The following is a 19,651-nucleotide window of genomic DNA, read 5'->3' on the forward strand; positions in this document are numbered from 1 at the left end:
TTCTTTCTAATGTGAAAAAGCGGCTTGCTGAAGTTACAGCAAGCCGCTTATCAGAATTATTTATTGGCATAGGGTGAGGTAATACATTTATTGATTTTCCTCCAGTTGATTTGCTTTCAATTCATCCATTTTCAGTGTAATGGAATGTAGTTCTCCATTACGTGCGAATTCGATTTCTACATGCTCTCCGGCTTGAGCCTGGTCAAAAAGCTCTTTTCGCAGCTCGATAATGGATGTGACAGGATTCCCATTTATTTTGGTGATTACATCAAATTGCTGCAGGTTCGCATTGTCTGCCGGAGAACCTGGCTGTACATTGGCAATCACCATACCGCCTTCTATATCATCAGGAAGCTGAATTTCTTGCTGATATTCTGGCGGAACCTGGCTTAATGGTGCTGTCGAAATACCGATTAATGGACGGGAAACTTCACCGTCTGTTTCCAATTTCTCAACAACTGGCAGTGCCTCGTCAATTGGAATGGCAAAGCCGATACCTTCTACTTGGCTTTGGGAGATTTTCATGGAGTTAATTCCAATCACATCACCGTCTGCGTTCACTAATGCTCCGCCGCTGTTACCGGGGTTAATGGCTGCATCTGTTTGCAGAACTTCTGTTACCCAGTCCGGGATGCCGTCTCCATTTGTATCTACTTCCACAGAACGATTTAATCCACTTATAATTCCTCTTGTTACACTGTTATTGAAGTCCATTCCAAGCGGATTACCAATTGCTAATACCGTTTCACCTACTTGAATATCTTCACTGGAGCCTAAATTAGCTACAGTGTCGACATGCTCGCCATCAATTTCAAGCACAGCTAAATCCGTTAAAGCATCTGTCCCCAGAACGGTTGCATCTACATGGTGCTCATCATCCAGAGCTACTTGAACCTGTTCTGCTCCTTCTACTACATGGTTATTCGTGATAACATAAGCTTTTCCGTCTTCTTTCTTATAAATAATTCCTGATCCAGTTCCGGCTTCCTGGCTGCCTTCCCATAAGTTTTGCTGCTGCATATTGATAACACCGACAACAGCTTGAGACACCTCCGAAATATCAGCAGAAACATCCGCATCATCAGTAGCCAGTGTAGGGATAATAGATTCTGATGAAGAACTAGGAGCTGCATTTTCTCCTTCTGATGAACTTAAGATACCGTCAGAAGCTGGAAGCAATTGATTTCCTAAGAGCAGGATAACAAGTACGGAAGAAATAATTCCTCCCAGAGCTCCGCTAAAAAATCCGCTGAACCATCTTCTTGATTTTTTTGGTTGCTGCGACTTTGCTGCGGATGAAGTAACATATGTTGTTTGTTGTTCATCTGGTGTTCTATCTTGCTCTGATCTATTCTCATCAATTGTCGATGCTTCATCAGCTAAAGGCTCATTTTTCTTTTCAAGGTCATCTGATATACTTTCATTACTTTCATTTTCATAATCATTGTTACGCATTGTAAAGCACCTCCAAGTTATTTGATTTAATTTTATTATAGTGATGAGCAGGGGTAATCCTTTGGTATAATTGTGTAAAAACTGTGTAATCTCGAATCCCGTTTGTCAGAAATGGGGTATTCATGTAAGAATAGAAAGTAATGAAAGATTATAATAGAGGTTGCTTACAAAGCTCTTACCGTTTGCCGGAATACACGCTTATTATGAAAATGATAATTTAAATACTCTTCATAGCGGTAAACGTTGTTAGAGCCGCTGGTTAAGCTTCCTCGTGTGACATCCATAGATTGCTTTAATAGCTATCATTTTATACAGTATGAGAGAGGTGAAGAACATATGTCATATCATATTGGTTTAGTAGAAGATGATAAAAACATACAAGATATTGTCGTTGCCTATTTGAAAAAAGAAGGATATCAGATAACCGTTCTGGATAATGCAGAGGACGGCTGGACATTATGGGAAAATAACCCGCCTGATATGTGGGTATTAGATATTATGCTCCCGGGGATGGATGGTTATGAATTTTGCAGAAAAATTCGTAATGAAAGTGATGTTCCCATCATTATTATTTCCGCAAAGGATGAGGAAATTGATAAAATTCTGGGGTTAGAGCTTGGCAGTGACGATTATTTGACAAAGCCATTCAGCCCGAGAGAACTGATTGCCCGTATCAAAAGGCTGTTCAAGCGGGCACAGCCCAAGGCACTGGATAATAAAGAAGCAGATGACAGGGTAAAGGTAGATCAGCTCCTTGTTTATAAAAATGAACGCAGAGTATTCTTTGAAGGGATAGAATATGAAACAACTGCAAAAGAATATGATATGCTGCTTCTTCTGGCTGAGAATCCTAACCGTGCTTTTTCCCGAGAGGAATTGCTGATCAAGGTGTGGGGCGATGACTATTTTGGCAGTGATCGTGCGGTAGATGATTTAATGAAACGCATTCGCAAAAAGATGGAGCATATTCCGCTTGAGACGGTATGGGGATTTGGCTATCGCTTGAGAAAAGATGAGGAAGCATAATAATGAAATTACAATCACAACTAAATGCTGCATTTACAGCACTGCTGCTTGTTATTATGACAACTGCGGGTCTGGTTATTTACTCGCTGGTTTTAGATGTGCTCATACAGGATGAACAGCGTCAGCTGGCAGAGACGGGGGAACTACTCATTAGTTTTCTTTCGGAACGCTATGATGATGCAAGTGAATATCGGAATATTGATGATTTCCTGCAGCAGCAGGATTTACAGCTTTTTTTATATGACAGGAATTTAGATACTGTTTTATTTTCAACCATGTCTATTGCTGTTGTAAATGAATTTTTTGAGGAAAATAATTTTGCGGATAATGAAGAAACACTATGGCAGCATGGAAATGACCGTTTTGTAACACAAAGAATTATATTTTCTCCAGAGCAATCGGGGATGGAGCTGATTTTATTAACACCTATCAATGATTTACGAGCTGTACAGCAAAATTTCTTCTTCCGCTTAGCATGGGTATTTTTAATTGGAGCTTTGGCGGCAGTGATTTTAAGCTATTATATGACAAATAAATTAGTGACGCCATTATCCTTGTTGAAGAAGGAATTGAAAAAGATCGAAAACCGGCAGTTTGATCAAATGAAGCGTATACGGGCCAGCGGAGAGATAAAAGAAGTGGAGCAGAGTGTCTATGATATGTCACAGACATTGGAGCAATATATGAAGTCGCAGCAAACCTTCTTTCAAAATGCGAGTCATGAGTTAAAGACGCCGCTAATGACTATTCAGGGCTATGCGGAAGGCATTCGTGATGGTATTTTTGATGAAAAGAATACAGAAAAAGGCTTAGATGTCATGGTAACAGAAGTGAACCGGCTAAAGAAAATTATCAATGAAATGATTTTACTGGCCAAATTAGACTCTCAGCCGGATGTATATGAAGAAACAGAAATTGATGTACAGGCTTTTGTGGATGGATTGGTGAGTAAAGCATTGCCGATCGTCAATGAAAATAATCTGGAGCTTCATCAGAGAGTGGACGGTTCAATTAGGGTTTATGCTGATGAAGAAAAGCTGCTCAGAGCTGTTTCCAATGTGGTGTTTAATGCTATCAGATATGCCCGTGAAGAGATAGCTATCCATGTGTATAAGAAAAAAAATTATATCTTTTTTGATATTGAGGATGATGGAAAAGGGATTTCCGAAGAGGATATGGATAAGATATTCCATCGGTTTATCAAAGGAAAGGATGGAGAAACAGGATTAGGACTGGCTATTGCCCGTGCGATTATTGAACAGTCTAATGGAAAAATTTACGCCGGCCAATCGAAGAAGCTGGGAGGAGCGAAGTTTACGATATGCCTTCCTGTTACGAATAAGCTAAAAGGGAATAAAAAATTAAAGCTGTAAAGAAGATGAGTAGACTTCTTTCTGTGCCTGGTCAGGCGGGAAAGAGGTCTTTTTGTGAGAAGCATTAAGGACTTTCGTCAGTTCTTTTCCATCTTTTGTAATCGATGTGTGCTAAAAATTCGTAAAGAAAAACAATTTTACAAATTTCTTCATTATATGATATAATAAATTGGTTTTACATTTGACATGTTAGAGGAGCGTACAATTTATGCAATTAAGAAATGATATTCGTAATATCGCAATTATTGCACACGTTGACCACGGTAAAACAACATTAGTGGATCAGCTATTAAAATATTCTGGGACTTTTCGGGACAATGAGCACGTAGATGAACGTGCGATGGACTCTGGAGATATAGAACGTGAACGCGGGATTACGATCCTGGCTAAAAATACAGCTGTAAAATATGGAGATTCGACAATTAATATTCTTGATACACCGGGTCACGCTGACTTTGGCGGTGAGGTTGAGCGTATTATGAAAATGGTGGATGGTGTTGCCTTAGTTGTTGACGCCTATGAAGGCACGATGCCACAAACAAGGTTCGTATTAAAAAAAGCTTTAGAACAGAAGTTGACACCAATGGTGGTGTTAAATAAAGTGGATCGCCCTAATGCCAGACCAGCAGAGGTGGTTGATGAAGTACTGGATCTGTTCATTGAATTAGGGGCTGACGATAACCAGTTAGAATTTCCGGTTGTTTATGCATCTGCATTAAATGGAACATCCGGCTTAGAACCGGACGATCAGCAGGAAACAATGGACCCGGTCTTCAATACGATTCTGGAGCATATTCCTGCACCAGCCGATACAAAAGAAGAGCCGTTACAATTTCAAGTAACTTTACTGGATTATAATGATTATGTTGGCCGAATCGGGGTAGGACGTGTTGTCCGCGGATCCATTAAAGTGGGGCAGCAGGTAGTCGTATTAAAAGAGGACGGGTCACAAAAATCCTTCCGAGTTTCCAAGCTATTTGGTTTTATCGGATTAAAACGGGTTGAAATTCAGGAAGCTGTTTCCGGAGATATTGTAGCTTTAGCTGGTATGGAGGACTTGAATGTCGGTGAAACTGTATGTCCGGCTGATCACCCAGATCCACTTCCCTGGTTACGTATTGATGAACCAACGTTACAGATGACGTTTGTTGTAAATAATAGTCCGTTTGCAGGGAAGGAAGGAAAATATATTACTTCCCGCCGTATCGAGGAGCGTTTATTAAAAGAATTAGAAACCGATGTAAGTCTTCGGGTAGAGCCAACAAGCTCACCAGATGCCTGGACTGTTTCCGGGCGTGGAGAATTACACTTATCTATTCTTATTGAAAATATGCGCCGTGAAGGCTATGAGCTTCAGTTATCAAAACCGGAAGTAATCATCAAAGAAATCGATGGTGTAAAATGTGAGCCGATGGAACGTGTACAAGTAGATGTTCCAGAAGAGTACACAGGGGCTGTGATGGAGTCCTTAGGAGAACGTAAAGGTGAAATGCTTGATATGGTCAACCAGGGAAATGGGCAAGTTCGTATTGAGTTTAAAGTGCCTTCCCGTGGGCTGTTGGGATATACAACGGAATTTATGTCGCAAACACGCGGCTATGGAATCATTAACCATACTTTTGAAGCGTATGAACCAGTTATCCAAGGACAGGTTGGCGGACGTCGTGAAGGTGTGCTTGTCGCACTCGAAAACGGAAAAGCTTCCACGTATGGTATTATGAATTTAGAAGATCGCGGTGTTATCTTTGTTACTCCGGGTACACAGGTTTATGCTGGAATGATCGTTGGAGAGCATAACCGTGAAAATGACTTAACTGTTAATATTACAAAGGAAAAACACTTGACTAACGTGCGTTCAGCAACGAAAGATCAGACATCAACCATTCGCAAGACAAGAAACATGTCTCTGGAAGAAGCATTGCAATATTTAAGTGATGATGAATATTGTGAAGTTACACCAGAATCTATCCGTCTTCGTAAAAAAATCTTAAATAAAAATGAACGCGAAAAAGCAGCGAAAAAGAAATAAATAAAAAGCTGAGCAGATTTTATAATTGAAATCTGCTCAGCTTTTATTTATATTATTTCAACCTGATCCGTTTTACTTTCCTACTAAACTCACGACTTAAAATAACGTAATAAACCGGATATTGATAAAATAACCATCAGAACAATGCCTATTCCACTAAAAATAAGAAACGCTAAGAAGTGCATCAAATATCGCTCCTCTCAGAATAGATGACGTTTTTTACATTTTAACATAGGAGAATAAATAAACCGAATAATTCAAATATAGAGCAAATGTATTACATAATCGATAAGAAAATCGGAGCAAGAAAAGAAACAATGACAGCACTGACCGTCATGGATAAAGCACTGACAGCACCTTCCATTTGGCTGTTTTCCAGCACTTTTGCTGTTCCGATAGCATGGGAAGCAGTTCCGATGCTGAGCCCCTTAGCAACAGGATGATGGATGCGGCACATTTTTAAAATGACGGGTCCAAACATGGCTCCACTGATTCCTGCAATCGTTACAAATACAGCAGTAAGTGATATATTTCCGCCTGCTGTTTCTGTGATACGGATAGCAATCGGTGCTGTGACCGATTTGGATGCGATGGTTTCGGATACCCATCTTTCAAATCCGAATAGCTTAGCGCCCGCTATTCCTGTAATAACACCTGTCAGCGAGCCGGCAAATATCCCGATAGTTATTGCTCCGGCGTATTTCTTAATCAATTTAATCTCTCTGTATAATGGGACAGCAAGAGAAACAACAATTGGACCAAGAAAAAAGTCAAGCCACCTGCCGCCAATCATATATGTTTCATAAGAAATCCCTGTTAATAGCATCAGGATAACAATACTGGATGTAGATAAGAAAATAGGTAAGGTGAATGAACTTGGCTTATACATGTATATTCTCTTGGATCCCCGGTAGAGAAGAAAGGTTGCTGCAACAGCAATAATGCCGGTAATAACATTATTCATATGATTTCTCCTCTTTTTTTAAAATAAAATTCGTTACAATACCGCTAATACTGATAACTAAAAATGTACTCACGATAACTAGTAAAATTGTGAAAGCCCCTTTTCCATAGAAAAAGCTTAAGTATTGGATAACACCAACGGAAACAGGGATAAAGAAAAAAGGAATATCCCTTAAGAGAATATCAATGCCCCCTTGAATAGATTCTAGTGGGATTATTTTTAACATCAGCATACTAAAAAGCAGCAGCATGCCAATGAGGCTGCCGGGAATACTTAAGGAAAAGTAGTCTTGAATGAGTTGTCCGATAAAATTAAAAAGAAATAGTATACTGATTTGCAGAATCATGATGAAATACTTCATTGTAAACCTCCGCTGTCATTTTTTGCTTGAGAGCATATTACCCTAAAAAGAATAGATAAGAACCATTTTACAGAAAATATTAGCGGCTGCCTATTCTTTTTTTGAACATCCTCTTTTAGTTAGAAAGAAATCCGATAACCTAAAGAAAACAGTCCGGCCATTAATTTAGCCGGACTGTTAGTTGATTTTGTAAAAGCAGTATATCAGTGTAGTTAACAGCACTCTTTACAATATGGCAGATGACATACTAATCAACCATATTACTTTTCTTCGTTTTTAAATATGCTTTATGAACACGAGGTGCAATCCATGGCCGGAATGTATATCCTAATAAAATGAATATTGCCGGAAAAACAGCGAGCACGGCGAATCGGCTAAACACAACAGACCAAACAATTCCTCCTGATGCTTCTCTCAGAATATCAATGGCATACGTAAAAGGCAGGAATGGATGAATTGCCTGGAAGAATGCAGGTGCTACTTGAATTGGGAACATTCCTCCACCGCCTGATAATTGTAAGATCATAAAGATGATCGCAACGGCTTTTCCGACGTTTCCAAATAAGGAAACCAGCGTATACACAATAATCATAAACGCTAATGCAATCAGGACACTAAAGAGCGTAAAGTAAACAGGGTGTGCCATATAAGCATGCAGTATGAAGATATTACCAAGGGAAACAATGACTGCCTGCAGAACAGCAACGATTAAAAACAGCGTCATCCGGCCCAGGTAAATATCGCGTAAACTGAATTCTTCTCTATTTTTATCCTTTAGTTCGGTAGTAATTAAATTACAAAGCAATAATGCGCCGACCCAAAGTGCAAGCACTGTATAAAATGGTGTGTTTGCTGATCCATAGTTTGGAATGGGAAATAATTTTTCCTCATCCAGCTGTACGGGGCGGGAAAAATATTCTGTTTCGTCACTCAGGTCATTTTGTAATGCAGCAATTAATTCTTCAATGATCTGATCGTCTTCCATTTGTTTAATCCGGTCATAAGCATTTTGAATATCTTTCTTGTATCCTGGCCAATCATCACGGATAAAATCAGCCATCTCAGCAATAGCTTTCTGTGCTTCCGGTAAATTATCCTGAACAAGAGAATTTAAATTCTTATATTGCTCAATTAAACCCTCCATATCATTGGTAACAAAGCCAGCTAGATTATTTACTTCATCTTCTAAATGCGGCATATCATTTTGGAAAAAGGAGCTTGCCATATCAACACCATTTTTAAACTCAGGGAAGTGTTGATTGACAGTATCAGAGACATCGCTGAACTGTTCTTCGTAGTATGGCAGATTCTCATTTAAAAGGTTTAAATAATACTGTGAATCATTCACAACGGTTGCTGCTTCCGATAAATAATCAGATGCTAAAGCAGTGTAATCTAATGCAGCATCTAATTTAGAGTCTGCATCATGCAATTTGTTTTCTAATGTAGTGAAAGCGTTGTTCACAAATGGCTCCAGTGTATCTTTATTAAAGGATTGCAATGTCTCCAGATTGTTTACAGCCTGACCCTTGATATCTTCCAGCTGACTAAGGTCAAAATCACCATTTTCCAGAAAATCAATGACATCACTCAGATTAGAATTGTCTCCTTCAAGGACAGCTTTGATTTTTTCCAATTCCTCTTTATTTTCAGGAGCTTCTAATAAAGTAAGTGAGTTCTGCGTGCTTGTCACAGAAGATTGAAGACCTTCGATACTTTCTTGAACAATTTTAATTTGTTCTTCTGCATATTCTTTTGTGTCTGGATTTTCTTTCATTGCCACTAATGTTGGTAATGATTGGATATTACTTATCGCAAGGTTTATATTTTCATCTAATACGGTTGAGATGTCATCAAAGGCTTGAACCGTATCTTCATGAAGCTCATTCATGATATGGTCGATTTCTTGATCGCGCTGCTGTGTTTCTCCATCAGCTTCCGTTTCTTCATTACTTTGCTGTGTATCTTCTTCAGCAGACTCATTATTCGCTTCATTTTGTGATGCGTTTGGAACAAATTCAGCATTTGCCAAATCTTCTTTGACAATACCGAAAGAGGACTTGTAATTTGCTATTGCTTCATTTAAAGCATCTGCGTCTTCCTCTGTAACATTCTCTTCTTCTATTTTAGTAAGCATATCCTCGAGCCCGGCAAAAAGTTCACTGCCTTGCTTTTTAGTTTCATCAGCAGAGCCGCTTAATTTTTCTAAGGATGCGTTTGTTTCCAGCTGTTCAGGATTGCGGAGCTCCTCTAAAAGGTTTTCCAATGCATTTTGAGAATCACCAACAGAATCCTTGACATTATTCACAAAATCAGGTGTTATTGAATCTCCTGTATCAACGTCAAAAGAAGGGAGTCCGTTGATAATTTTCTCTGCATCGCTGATTTGACTATTGATCAGCTCGGTAACTTGATCGGTTGTTTCTTCGGCTTCATCTAAAGTATCCTGTGCATGATTCACCTGATTCTGATAATCATGAATTTGATTATTAATCTCGGGAATACGCGCTTGTACATTTTTGAGCGTATCACCGGCAGTAATACTTGCTGCATAAGCATCCTCCAGTCCCTGATTAATGGCAGGGAAATATTGCTGAATAGAGCTGATTCGGGTTAAAGCATTTTCGATATCCGGCATGGCTTGATTTAATTCAACCACAGCATTACCGAGACGATTGATATCATCAAGATGAGATTGGGCAGTCAGAATCTGATCGCCGCCTTCTCTGATGTTTTCCTCATACTCCTGCAGGCTGTCCAATTTATCGGCATAGCTTTGAATATTCTCTTCATCTTCGTCTAATTGAACGATCAGGTCACCTGCTTCATCAATATCATCAATATGGTCATGAAGATTGTAAACAGCATCTCTTATTTTTTGCAGCGTAGGCAGGTTTTGTTCAAGCTCTATTCCTGCATTATTAAATTCTTCCAATAATGTTTTCGTTGTTGTTTGCACAAATTCATCATTAATGGTTTCTGTGATTTGTGTTGCTCCGGCACTGGTCATTTTAGGCGCAATCGCATTGACTTTTTCATTCACCTTATATTGGACAATTGCACTTCTGGGCTCATCTTGAAGTATACTGACAACATCTTCAGAGAAGGTTTCGGGAATATGGATTGTTGCAAAATAATCTCCCTTATAAACCTTTTCGTCTGCTTCTTCTATAGAATCATCAAATTGCCATCCTAATGAGTCATTCTCCTTTAAGTTTTCGACGAGCTCGTCTCCCATATTAATGGAACGGCCTTCTATCTCTGTCCCAACATCATCGCTGACTACGCCAATTTTGATTCCTTGTGTATTGGAATAAGGATCCCATGATGCTTTTATATTAAACCAGGCATAAAAAGAAGGGAGGATGGCTAATCCAATAATCAAAATAAGAATAGAAGGAACACGAATGATATTTTTCATATCTTGTTTTGTAATTTTAAAAGCATTTTTCAACAAAATTCTCCTCTTTTCTTGGATAGATAATAAATATATGTGTTAAAAAGCTGCTGCAAAATGTTTTGACAGGACAAGTAGTCTCTGCCTTTATAGTATGGCTTTTCAAAAATAGATTATCTATACAGGTTTTTGGCAGCAAATTTAATTCTTTGCATTCAACTTTTCCTAAAAGTATGGTATCATAAATATAAATGAATGACAATCAGTCATTTATGATTTTTTTCAAAAGGTGGCAGAGAAATGGCTAAAATAGCAAATAAAAAAGAACTTATTTTAGAAAGTGCCTATCGTGTTTTTAAAGAAAAAGGCTTGGAAGATACGCGTGTGTCCCAGATTGTAAAGGAAGCCGGGATTGCTCAAGGTACGTTTTATCTATATTATAATAGTAAAATGGATGTCCTTCCAGATTTAGCACAGAAAATCATTTCTAATTATACACAATATCTTGCAGAGCATGGAAACGTGAAGGCAGGGCTGGATTATAATTTGCGGTTGGCAATCGATCGAATTTTTGAAGTGAATCAGGAGGATGTAACGATCCCTTCCATTGTTTATGCTGGTATTACCAGAAGCGGAGAGGTGGATAAATGGAAAGTGATTTATCGACCTTTATATGATCTTGTTGCAAACTATCTGGAGGCTGCTAAAAAGAATGGAGAAATCCAGGCAGATATTAGCAGTAGTTATTATAGTGAATTTGTGATATTGTTAATTGAATCTACAGCAAGAGGCTTAATCCTATTTCAACACTCCCGGGAGGAGATAGAAAAATATAAAGAGGAACTGTCATCTTTTCTATTAAATGCAGTATCCTGGACACCGCAAAAAAGTGTTTAAAAGAAAAGACTTCGATTCTTATAAGAATCAAAGTCTTTTTTATTAGCTTAATAATGCTTCCTGTTCCGTATCCAATTGCAGTATTTTATTTACTTTCTTATTTAAATCAGCAAATAAATCAGGATGCTCCGATAACGAAACGCCATACGATGGAATCATTTCTTTGATTTTTGGCTCCCATTTCTTGAAATGATGCGGGAAGCAGCGCTGCAGGACATCAAGCATGACATCGACTGAAACAGAGGCTCCAGGGGATGCCCCAAGTAAAGCAGCGATGGAACCATCTTCCGCAGTGATAACCTCTGTACCGAATTGCAACGTTCCTTTTCCGCCTGTATCTGTGTCTTTAATAACTTGTACACGCTGTCCGGCAACGACAATATCCCATTCTCCATCTTTCGCATTAGGGATGAATTCGCGCAGTTCCTCCATTCTTTTTTCATCAGAGAGCAGTACCTGCTGAATAAGATATTTTGTCAGCGCCATTTCTTTCGCACCGGCTGCCAGCATTGTGGTTAAATTATTTGGCTTGATAGATCCAAATAAATCTAAGTTTGAACCAGTTTTTAAAAATTTCGGTGAAAAGCCTGCAAACGGACCAAATAGTAAGGAACGCTTTCCATTGATAAAGCGTGTATCTAAATGCGGCACCGACATCGGTGGAGCTCCGACCTTTGCTTTACCATAAACCTTCGCGTGATGTTTTTCGGCAACCTCAGGATTATTGCAAACCATAAATAATCCGCTCACCGGAAAACCGCCAATATGTTTGGATTCTGGAATATTTGTTTTCTGTAATAATGGAAGACTGCCGCCGCCAGCACCGATAAATACAAATTTTGCTTTATGATAAGAAATCCTGCCATTGAAAAGATTTTTTACTTTAACCTTCCACAAATTATCCTTTGTACGGGTAATTGATTCAACCTCATGTTTAAAGTAAAGCCTTGTTCCTTTCTCTTCCAGTTGATCAAAGAGCTTATGTGTCAGACTGCCAAAGTTAATATCTGTTCCAGAATCAATTTTTGAAGCAGCGATTGGTTCTTCTTGGTTGCGTCCGTCCATCATCAGGGGAATCCATTGCTTCAGTATTTCTTTATCATCTGTTATTTCCATACCTTCAAACAACGGATTTTCTATCAAAGCTTCGACACGTTTTTTTAGAAATTCCACATTTTTTTCACCTTCGACAAAGCTTAAATGTGGTACGTTTTGAATAAAATCACCTGGATTATTTAGCACACCTTTTTCAACAAGATAAGACCAGTATTGCTTTGATAATTGGAATTGTTCATTTATTTTTACTGCTTTCGTAATATCGAGTGAGCCATCCGGCTGTTCCGGTGTATAGTTCAGTTCGCATAGAGCAGCATGACCTGTCCCGGCATTATTCCATGCATCAGAGCTTTCCTGGGCTGTCTGACCAAGCTTTTCAAAAACATTAATCTGCCATTCAGGCTGCAGTGTTTTTAATAAGGAACCAATCGTGGCACTCATGATTCCACCGCCGATTAAAATGACATCTGTTTGATTTGTATCTTTCCTCATCATTGTCACAAACCTTCCTAATCTAAAATTCTTGTATGTAAACTCTTACAAAGAAAACTTGGCAAGCCAAGCCTGAAAGGAGCAGGATCGGGCATCTTCGTTGAGGCTGAGACTGTGATTACTCGTCCTCCAAAGAGCTTTTTCTATTACTCGCCCCATCAAAAGCGTTGGACCTGCGATTATTCAGTTTAATAAAACCGTTGAGACCTGGGACTGTGATTACTCGGTCTAATAAATTCGTTGAGACCTGCGATTACTCGGTCTAATAAATTCGTTGCACTTATTGCAGTAAGAAAGTTTATACTTTCTCAGCTGTCAAAAAGGAATTCTCTAAAAATATTAATTTAGCTGTTATTCAGTGGGGGTTTTTTTACCCATATTAACTTATTATACTCCTTTTTGAGAAAAGAAAAAAGATGTTTGAAGTAATCGGCATGATTTTAGGCTGGAAAGATGAGCTGGAAGTTCCTGATTTTAAGCGGATCATCACGTTTACAAAAACTTTGAGAGCGAACAAAGGGGGAAGAAATTGGCTCTCAAAGTTTTTTTGTCACAAATTAATGGGCTGTAGAATCGTAGAATCATTTTTATTGATAGGCAGCTTTTTTATGATTTTCTCCGATAAAGAGGAAGGGTACAGCATCTGAAGGAACCTCCAGATTTAATGATCTCGGAGAAAGGGACTTCTATAATATGATAATCAAGCTCCTTCAATATATCATTTACGCGTTTATTTTCCGGGAGGCTGATTACTTTCCTGTTGCCAACAGATAATACATTCGGTGCCATCTTGAATTGTTCTTCTTTGGTTACTTCTATCAATGTATAATGTTCTTGTATCTTTTTATAGGCGGCTTTACTCATTCCATCCGGGTAAATTAATGCATGCTTATCTTCTAAGATATTAAATACACAATCCAAATGAAGAATATCTTCCCGTAATGGAATCGCTGTTATCTCAAGATAAGGAAATTGTGCACGAAGATAGTCGATAGCTGTTTGCTTTGTACGTTGACTTAAACCAATCCAAATATGATTGTTATCAATAATCATATCTCCACCTTCTATAGTTGTATCGGAAAAAGAAGTGTAGTCCAGTTGTTCGTTATCCAGCCAATTTTTCAAGAGGTTTGTTTCTTCTTTGCGAATATCCTGCTCCATAGTTGCTGTAAATAATTGGTCATGGATGGTAAAACCAATATCCCGTGTAAAAACTTGTTCGTTTAAGTTAGGCTTTGTTGGGAGAAAAATTACCTCTGTGCCATGATTTTTTAGCGTTTTTACAAAAAAGTCATGCTGGGTCCTTGCTTTTTTAATGTTAATATTTTCTTTTGCATAGTACGCTTGTGTTTCATTAATAACAGTTGTAATTTTCATATAATCCGGTGGAGAAACGATTACTTGATGTAAAGAATCATATTCATTTTGACAGTGAATCATATATTTTTCTTTTTCATTTTTAATCATGCGGACTTTACCCCCAATTCTGCTTTCACAAACTTGCTACACCTTATTATGACGCACTTTTCAAAAAAAATCCATCTATCTAATGCTACGATTGATAGGATAAGTATGTCATAAAAGATGGAGAGGAGACTGGGCAAAATTAAATTAATTTCTATTCCTTTTATTGAACACACACTGTTAGTGAATTACCAGTATTATGTGGGGACAAAGGAAGTGTTTAAATCTGTTAAAGAGGTGCAGAAGGTAATAAGGACAAAGGTGTACAGAAAATAAACGAACACATGAAAAAATCTCCTCGTTTTTGTATGGGATAACGGGGAGATGATTATATTCCTTTCTTTTTTTTCGAGGCTTTTTCGTTTGGAATATACTTTGAGTAGTATACAGCAAAAATAAGGCAAACTAAAGCAAGCCCCCATGCAACCACACCACTCCAATAAAGCTGTAATTTAGCCCCAATATAAATAATAAGAATACTTAAGACAAATAAAATTAATGTTAAGTACCGTTTCATCTTCCTTCCCCCTAAAAATTTGAACACAATGCTATGCCTAATACGGCATGATTATTTTGCAGTATTTCTGTTCATGTTTTATTCTATACCAATATTATAAAGGATATGTCAGCTACCGTCATGATAAAAGCCTTTTGATACAGCGATGTTTCTTTATTTTTGACATACTGTTTGAATCATTTGTAAATGAATCCAATAAGAAAGCTTTTCTAAAGTATATTTTTCCAGCCACTTTTGATAAAATGATTTGGTAGTGATGAAAGATGAAGGAGAAAAAGATAAATGGAGTGGAAAAATTTATATCGTGGTTTTATTATGGGATCGATTGAGGTTGTTCCTGGTATAAGCGGAGGAACCATCGCTGTATTGCTGGGAATTTATGAGCAGCTAATTGCAGCTATTGGCGGTTTTTTTAGTAAGGATTGGAAGAAACATCTCGTCTTTTTAATACCTTTAGGAGTCGGTATGATTACAGCTATTTTTTCATTTGCTAAAGTCATCGGCTGGCTATTTGAAAATTTTCCGGTTCAGACGCAATTTTTCTTTTTAGGGCTAGTAATTGGGGTTATTCCATATTTATATCAAAAGGCTGAAGGAAAGGCGAGGTTTCAAACAAAGCATTATCTACTGCTAATCGTTGGTATTATTATTGTGAGTGCATTAGGAATTTTAAACCCAAATGAAGGGCATGTTATTCAGGATATTGATACGAGCACATATATTTTATTATTTGTTGCTGGTTTTATCGGCAGCAGTGTAATGATTATCCCTGGTATTAGCGGATCGATGATGATGTTACTCCTGGGGGTCTATCCAACCATCATTGCAGCAATCAATCATTTTCAATTCTCTATTATTATTGTGACCGGATTGGGAATTGCCCTTGGATTTATTGTTATGAGTAAAATAATTGCATACTTTTTAAGAAATTATTTCACTATTACGTATGCTATTATTATTGGATTTGTTATCGGTGCAGTGACTGTTGTATTTCCTGGTATACCTGAAGGTGCGGGAAGTATCATTGTATCTGTTCTTTTATTTATAGGCGGATTGATTGCAGCACTTGCCTTAGGAAGATTAGAATATAAATAAAAACGGATTGGAGAGATTATGATGCAAGCAATTCATACAGAAGCTGCGTTTCAGGAAATTATCCAGAGTGAAAAACCTGTTATTATCAAATTCTTTGCAGACTGGTGTCCAGATTGTAAACGGATGGACATGTTTATCGGTGAAGTAATGGAGGAATTTGAGAATTATGATTGGTATGAAATAAATAGTGATGAAGTATCCGGATTAGCTGAAAAATATGAAGTGATGGGCATTCCAAGTGTACTTCTATTTCAAAATGGTGAGAAAATAGCACATCAGCATAGTGCATATACCAAAACACCGGATTCTGTCACAGATTTCTTAAAACAGCATTTGGGCTAAGCCGCTGCCGGCATGATTTTAGTCCATGTATTGACATAAACTGTCTCCAAAAGGTATTGAACGAATATACAGTTCTGCTTTATGATGAAGTAGAAGTATTCACAAATGTAATTGTTCAAGCAGCTGTTGGAGGCAGTTTTTTGTACTATTATTTATATCTTATCAGGGAAAGGAGCACGGCCAATGGCAGAGCGAATACTAATTGTAGAAGATGAACAAAAAATCAGCCGTGTTTTACAATTGGAATTAGATTATGAAGGCTACGAAACAACTGTTGCAGCAAATGGTAAACAAGCTCTCGAATATATCGAAGCAGAGGATTGGGGACTTGTTCTATTAGATATTATGATACCTGAATTAAGCGGTTTAGAAGTGTTAAGAAGAGTCCGGAGACAGGGGAATGAGACGCCGGTTATTTTACTGACAGCCCGTGATGAAGTGTATGACAAGGTGAATGGCCTTGATCTTGGAGCGAATGATTATATTACCAAGCCATTTCAAATTGAAGAATTATTGGCCCGTATCCGTGCGAATTTACGGAAAACTGTTCAGAGCGGGTCGTCCAGTGATGAGACATTACAGGCCGGAGATTTACAAATAGATACCGCAGCACATGAAGTTACCCGCTCCGGCAATATGATCGATTTAACCCCAAGAGAATATGATTTGTTAGTCTGTTTATTGGAAAATAAAAATAGAGTACTTACGCGCGACCAGTTAATTGAAAAGGTCTGGGGATTTGACTATATTGGTGAAACAAATGTGGTGGATGTCTATATTCGCTACCTGCGCCAAAAGGTGGATAAAGGATATGATAAAGCGTATATTCAAACGATACGCGGCGTAGGCTATTCGATTAAGGAAGGAAGCCAATGACATTACGTAAAAAAATTATCTTATTTTCATCTGTCTTTATGTTTTTGGTAATTGTTATTTCGCATACGGCGATTTATTTTCTATTTTACCGGACGGCATCAAGTGGAGAAATTGATCAGCTTAGTGTGCAGGCAGATGCGCTTGTTGAGGGGCTTGCCAGGAGTAATTCCATCTCAGAAGAAGCACGTAGTGACCTACTAAGCGCTTATTTACCGGCAAATGGAATGATCCGGATTATTGATGAAACTGGTGCTGATATAATTCCTATACAAACAAAGTCACAACAATATCAGAACTTGGAAAAAAACTATACAGCATCCGAAACGAGTCGTATTGTTCAGGACAACGATACAGGAAGCAATTTTGCTATTATCGAAAAACCGGTCATCTGGGAAAACGGAGACATTGTCACCGTACAAGTAGCCAATGAATTGGTCTATTTAGATGAAACAATGGAAACCTTAACCTATGTTCTTTTTTTCTCCAGTGCGGTGATATTGATTCCAACGATTATAGCTAGTATTGCCCTGAGCCGCTTCCTGTTAACCCCAATTCAAAAGTTAAAGGATACGATGCGGCGGAATATCCATAATAAAAATTGGCAGAAGATTGATGTAGAAAGTCGTTTCAAAGGCGAGAACTGGCAAAAAAGTAATGTAGAAAAACGTTCTAAGGATGAAATTTATGAGATGGAAATCACATTTAATGAGATGATCGATTCCTTAAAAGAAAACTTTGAGAAGCAGGAAGCCTTTGTATCTAATGCATCCCATGAATTAAAAACCCCGATTCAGATTATAAAAAGCTATGCCCAGCTTATTGAACGCCAAGGAAAGAAGCGGCCGGAATTGCTGGATGAATCTGTAGGTGCAATTGATTCCGAAGCAGATCGAATGCAAAATCTTGTAGAGCAGCTGCTTTTATTAGCAAAGCATAAGAGCGAGAACAAGAAGCAGGGAGTAAATATACAGGAAGTAGTAGAGCAAGTTATTCAGACCTTCCAAAAAGCATATCCCGAGCGGAGAATCCAGTTTGATATAGAGGAAGGCAATTATGAAACCTTTGGAAATATCGATCAATTAAAGCAAATTCCATATATATTAATTGAAAATGCTTTGAAATATAGTGAAGGAGATGTTCTTGTATCGATGTATTCGGATGTGAAGAAGAGCTTTATCCGATTTAAGGATTTTGGAGAAGGCATTGCCTCTGAAGATCAGGAGAAGATTTTCGACCGTTTCTATCGTGTTGACCGGGCGAGAAATCGGGAAACAGGTGGAACTGGTCTGGGGCTGGCTATTGCTAAAGAAATTATTGAAGCACATGGTGGAGAAATTACTGTGGAAAGTGAAGTTGGTCAAGGATCAACATTTATTTGGCAAATACAAAAAAACATTAGTAATAAATAAGTACAATGAAGACATTCTAAAAGCTTTTCAAATAAAGGAATACAGCCCATTCTCATCAATTTCTAATCTAATTGTCATGCTTTCATAAAAAATATCGCTTATACTATAGGGAAAAGGGGTGATATAACGTGCGTAAGCAAATAATCTGGGTGATTGGTGCGCTGGTAATTCTATGTATCGTTGGTTTAACGGTATATCAAACAAATGCTACAACTTCAAACCCAGAACTTAAACCGGAGCAAATTATCGATCTTGTCGATGTTCAATATCCTGGTCAGCACTCGGAGCCGGAGCTGAGTATTGAAAACGGTGAGCCGGTGTATCAGATGAAAGTCACACAGGATCAAGGTGTGTATTCCTTAAAGCTAAACGGGGATACGGGACAGGTGATTGATTTAACAGCTATAGAGAAAACAGCAAATAATCAAGAGGAAGATAAAGAAAAGCAAGAAGAAGTGAAAAAGGAAGAAAATCCTGCAGAGGAAAATCCAGAAGCCGATGATCCAGAACCTGCCGAAGAAAATGCAGAAGATAAATCAGATAATCAAACGGCAGAAAATGATGCTATGCTAACACATGAAGAAGTCAGGGAAATTGCTCTGAAAGAATTTCCGGGGGAAGTAACTGATTTGGAATTAGATTCGGACGACGGTGTTTATATCTATGAAATTGAAATTGTTAATGGAGAAGATGAAGCTTCGATTGAGATTGATGCATATACGGGAAAGGTAGTTATGATTGAAATTGACAGAGATGATTAATAAATAATATGTTTGGAAAATCCGGATAAATCCGGATTTTTTATTTTCCTATTTATTTCTCATGAAATTCTAATCTTGCTCCAATGGTACTGTCATGATTACGGGATAAGATGTAGTTAATAACAAATAAGGAGGAA

General features: G+C 38.0%; 16 protein-coding genes. 9 read left to right on the top strand and 7 right to left on the bottom strand.

Annotation, left to right across the window (positions count from 1 at the left end; all coding sequences use genetic code 11):
• Positions 1-87: 87 nt before the first annotated feature.
• Positions 88-1,455 (bottom strand): S1C family serine protease, encoded by a 1,368-nt coding sequence (locus FLK20_RS08625; RefSeq protein WP_152656153.1) that lies wholly within the window; start codon positions 1,453-1,455, stop codon positions 88-90.
• A 336-nt stretch (positions 1,456-1,791) separates the two neighbouring features.
• Here FLK20_RS08625 and FLK20_RS08630 point away from each other — a divergent pair, with 336 nt between their 5' ends.
• The 3 genes from FLK20_RS08630 (at position 1,792) to typA (ending at position 5,883) form a co-directional block, all read left to right on the top strand.
• Positions 1,792-2,481, top strand: a complete 690-nt coding sequence (locus FLK20_RS08630; RefSeq protein WP_152656154.1) for a response regulator transcription factor — start codon at positions 1,792-1,794, stop codon at positions 2,479-2,481.
• A gap of 2 nt (positions 2,482-2,483) precedes the next feature.
• On the top strand, positions 2,484-3,854 hold the full coding sequence (locus tag FLK20_RS08635; RefSeq protein WP_152656155.1) for a sensor histidine kinase: 1,371 nt from the start codon (positions 2,484-2,486) through the stop codon (positions 3,852-3,854).
• 208 nt (positions 3,855-4,062) lie between these two features.
• Positions 4,063-5,883: a translational GTPase TypA gene (typA, locus tag FLK20_RS08640; RefSeq protein ID WP_152656156.1), complete on the top strand. Its 1,821-nt coding sequence runs from the start codon at positions 4,063-4,065 to the stop codon at positions 5,881-5,883.
• A gap of 277 nt (positions 5,884-6,160) precedes the next feature.
• Here typA and FLK20_RS08645 read toward each other — a convergent pair whose 3' ends face one another.
• From FLK20_RS08645 to FLK20_RS08655, 3 genes are all read right to left on the bottom strand, one after another.
• Positions 6,161-6,847, bottom strand: a complete 687-nt coding sequence (locus FLK20_RS08645) for an LrgB family protein (protein ID WP_152656157.1) — start codon at positions 6,845-6,847, stop codon at positions 6,161-6,163.
• Entirely contained in the window at positions 6,840-7,208 is a 369-nt protein-coding gene (locus FLK20_RS08650) for a CidA/LrgA family protein (RefSeq protein ID WP_152656158.1), read from the bottom strand. The genes FLK20_RS08645 and FLK20_RS08650 overlap by 8 nt, the downstream gene beginning before the upstream one ends.
• A gap of 247 nt (positions 7,209-7,455) precedes the next feature.
• Positions 7,456-10,662, bottom strand: coding sequence for a YhgE/Pip domain-containing protein (locus FLK20_RS08655; RefSeq protein ID WP_152656159.1), 3,207 nt, complete (start codon positions 10,660-10,662; stop codon positions 7,456-7,458).
• Positions 10,663-10,905: 243 nt separating this feature from the next.
• Here FLK20_RS08655 and FLK20_RS08660 point away from each other — a divergent pair, with 243 nt between their 5' ends.
• Positions 10,906-11,502 (top strand): TetR/AcrR family transcriptional regulator, encoded by a 597-nt coding sequence (locus tag FLK20_RS08660; RefSeq protein ID WP_152656160.1) that lies wholly within the window; start codon positions 10,906-10,908, stop codon positions 11,500-11,502.
• Between the two features lie 42 nt (positions 11,503-11,544).
• Here the strand turns inward: FLK20_RS08660 and mqo are convergent, their stop codons facing one another.
• From mqo to FLK20_RS08675, 3 genes are all read right to left on the bottom strand, one after another.
• Positions 11,545-13,050 carry a malate dehydrogenase (quinone) gene (gene mqo / locus FLK20_RS08665; RefSeq protein WP_152656191.1) on the bottom strand — a complete coding sequence of 502 codons (1,506 nt, stop codon included), beginning with the start codon at positions 13,048-13,050 and terminating at the stop codon, positions 11,545-11,547.
• Between the two features lie 606 nt (positions 13,051-13,656).
• The gene (locus tag FLK20_RS08670; RefSeq protein ID WP_227994927.1) at positions 13,657-14,517 is read right to left on the bottom strand and encodes a dimethylarginine dimethylaminohydrolase family protein; all 861 of its coding nucleotides are present in this window, start codon (positions 14,515-14,517) and stop codon (positions 13,657-13,659) included.
• Positions 14,518-14,842: 325 nt separating this feature from the next.
• Entirely contained in the window at positions 14,843-15,031 is a 189-nt protein-coding gene (locus FLK20_RS08675; RefSeq protein WP_152656161.1) for a hypothetical protein, read from the bottom strand.
• Between the two features lie 282 nt (positions 15,032-15,313).
• Here FLK20_RS08675 and FLK20_RS08680 point away from each other — a divergent pair, with 282 nt between their 5' ends.
• The 5 genes from FLK20_RS08680 to FLK20_RS08700 all read left to right on the top strand — a co-directional run bounded on the left by FLK20_RS08680 (position 15,314) and on the right by FLK20_RS08700 (position 19,514).
• Complete coding sequence (locus FLK20_RS08680; protein ID WP_152656162.1) at positions 15,314-16,126, top strand: DUF368 domain-containing protein; 813 nt, start codon at positions 15,314-15,316, stop codon at positions 16,124-16,126.
• 21 nt (positions 16,127-16,147) lie between these two features.
• Positions 16,148-16,468, top strand: coding sequence for a thioredoxin family protein (locus tag FLK20_RS08685; protein WP_152656163.1), 321 nt, complete (start codon positions 16,148-16,150; stop codon positions 16,466-16,468).
• Positions 16,469-16,651: 183 nt separating this feature from the next.
• Positions 16,652-17,344, top strand: coding sequence for a response regulator transcription factor (locus FLK20_RS08690; protein ID WP_152656164.1), 693 nt, complete (start codon positions 16,652-16,654; stop codon positions 17,342-17,344).
• Positions 17,341-18,753 (top strand): HAMP domain-containing sensor histidine kinase, encoded by a 1,413-nt coding sequence (locus FLK20_RS08695; RefSeq protein WP_152656165.1) that lies wholly within the window; start codon positions 17,341-17,343, stop codon positions 18,751-18,753. Before FLK20_RS08690 ends, FLK20_RS08695 begins: the two co-directional genes overlap by 4 nt.
• A gap of 128 nt (positions 18,754-18,881) precedes the next feature.
• A complete protein-coding gene (locus FLK20_RS08700) occupies positions 18,882-19,514 on the top strand; it encodes a PepSY domain-containing protein (protein WP_152656166.1) in 633 nt (210 codons plus the stop codon).
• The last annotated feature ends 137 nt before the right edge of the window (positions 19,515-19,651 follow it).

Source organism: Oceanobacillus sp. CFH 90083, assembly GCF_009389585.1.
Taxonomy (GTDB): domain Bacteria; phylum Bacillota; class Bacilli; order Bacillales; family Amphibacillaceae; genus Oceanobacillus.

Excerpts from the sequence above, each read along its gene's own strand:
- FLK20_RS08690 (WP_152656164.1), top strand. The coding sequence starts at position 16,652 with ATGGCAGAGCGAATACTAATTGTAGAAGATGAACAAAAAATCAGCCGT.
- FLK20_RS08685 (WP_152656163.1), top strand. The coding sequence starts at position 16,148 with ATGCAAGCAATTCATACAGAAGCTGCGTTTCAGGAAATTATCCAGAGT.
- mqo (WP_152656191.1), bottom strand. The coding sequence starts at position 13,050 with ATGAGGAAAGATACAAATCAAACAGATGTCATTTTAATCGGCGGTGGA.
- FLK20_RS08670 (WP_227994927.1), bottom strand. The coding sequence starts at position 14,517 with ATGATTAAAAATGAAAAAGAAAAATATATGATTCACTGTCAAAATGAA.
- FLK20_RS08645 (WP_152656157.1), bottom strand. The coding sequence starts at position 6,847 with ATGAATAATGTTATTACCGGCATTATTGCTGTTGCAGCAACCTTTCTT.
- FLK20_RS08675 (WP_152656161.1), bottom strand. The coding sequence starts at position 15,031 with ATGAAACGGTACTTAACATTAATTTTATTTGTCTTAAGTATTCTTATT.
- FLK20_RS08695 (WP_152656165.1), top strand. The coding sequence starts at position 17,341 with ATGACATTACGTAAAAAAATTATCTTATTTTCATCTGTCTTTATGTTT.
- FLK20_RS08650 (WP_152656158.1), bottom strand. The coding sequence starts at position 7,208 with ATGAAGTATTTCATCATGATTCTGCAAATCAGTATACTATTTCTTTTT.
- FLK20_RS08625 (WP_152656153.1), bottom strand. The coding sequence starts at position 1,455 with ATGCGTAACAATGATTATGAAAATGAAAGTAATGAAAGTATATCAGAT.
- FLK20_RS08680 (WP_152656162.1), top strand. The coding sequence starts at position 15,314 with ATGGAGTGGAAAAATTTATATCGTGGTTTTATTATGGGATCGATTGAG.
- FLK20_RS08630 (WP_152656154.1), top strand. The coding sequence starts at position 1,792 with ATGTCATATCATATTGGTTTAGTAGAAGATGATAAAAACATACAAGAT.
- FLK20_RS08635 (WP_152656155.1), top strand. The coding sequence starts at position 2,484 with ATGAAATTACAATCACAACTAAATGCTGCATTTACAGCACTGCTGCTT.
- typA (WP_152656156.1), top strand. The coding sequence starts at position 4,063 with ATGCAATTAAGAAATGATATTCGTAATATCGCAATTATTGCACACGTT.
- FLK20_RS08660 (WP_152656160.1), top strand. The coding sequence starts at position 10,906 with ATGGCTAAAATAGCAAATAAAAAAGAACTTATTTTAGAAAGTGCCTAT.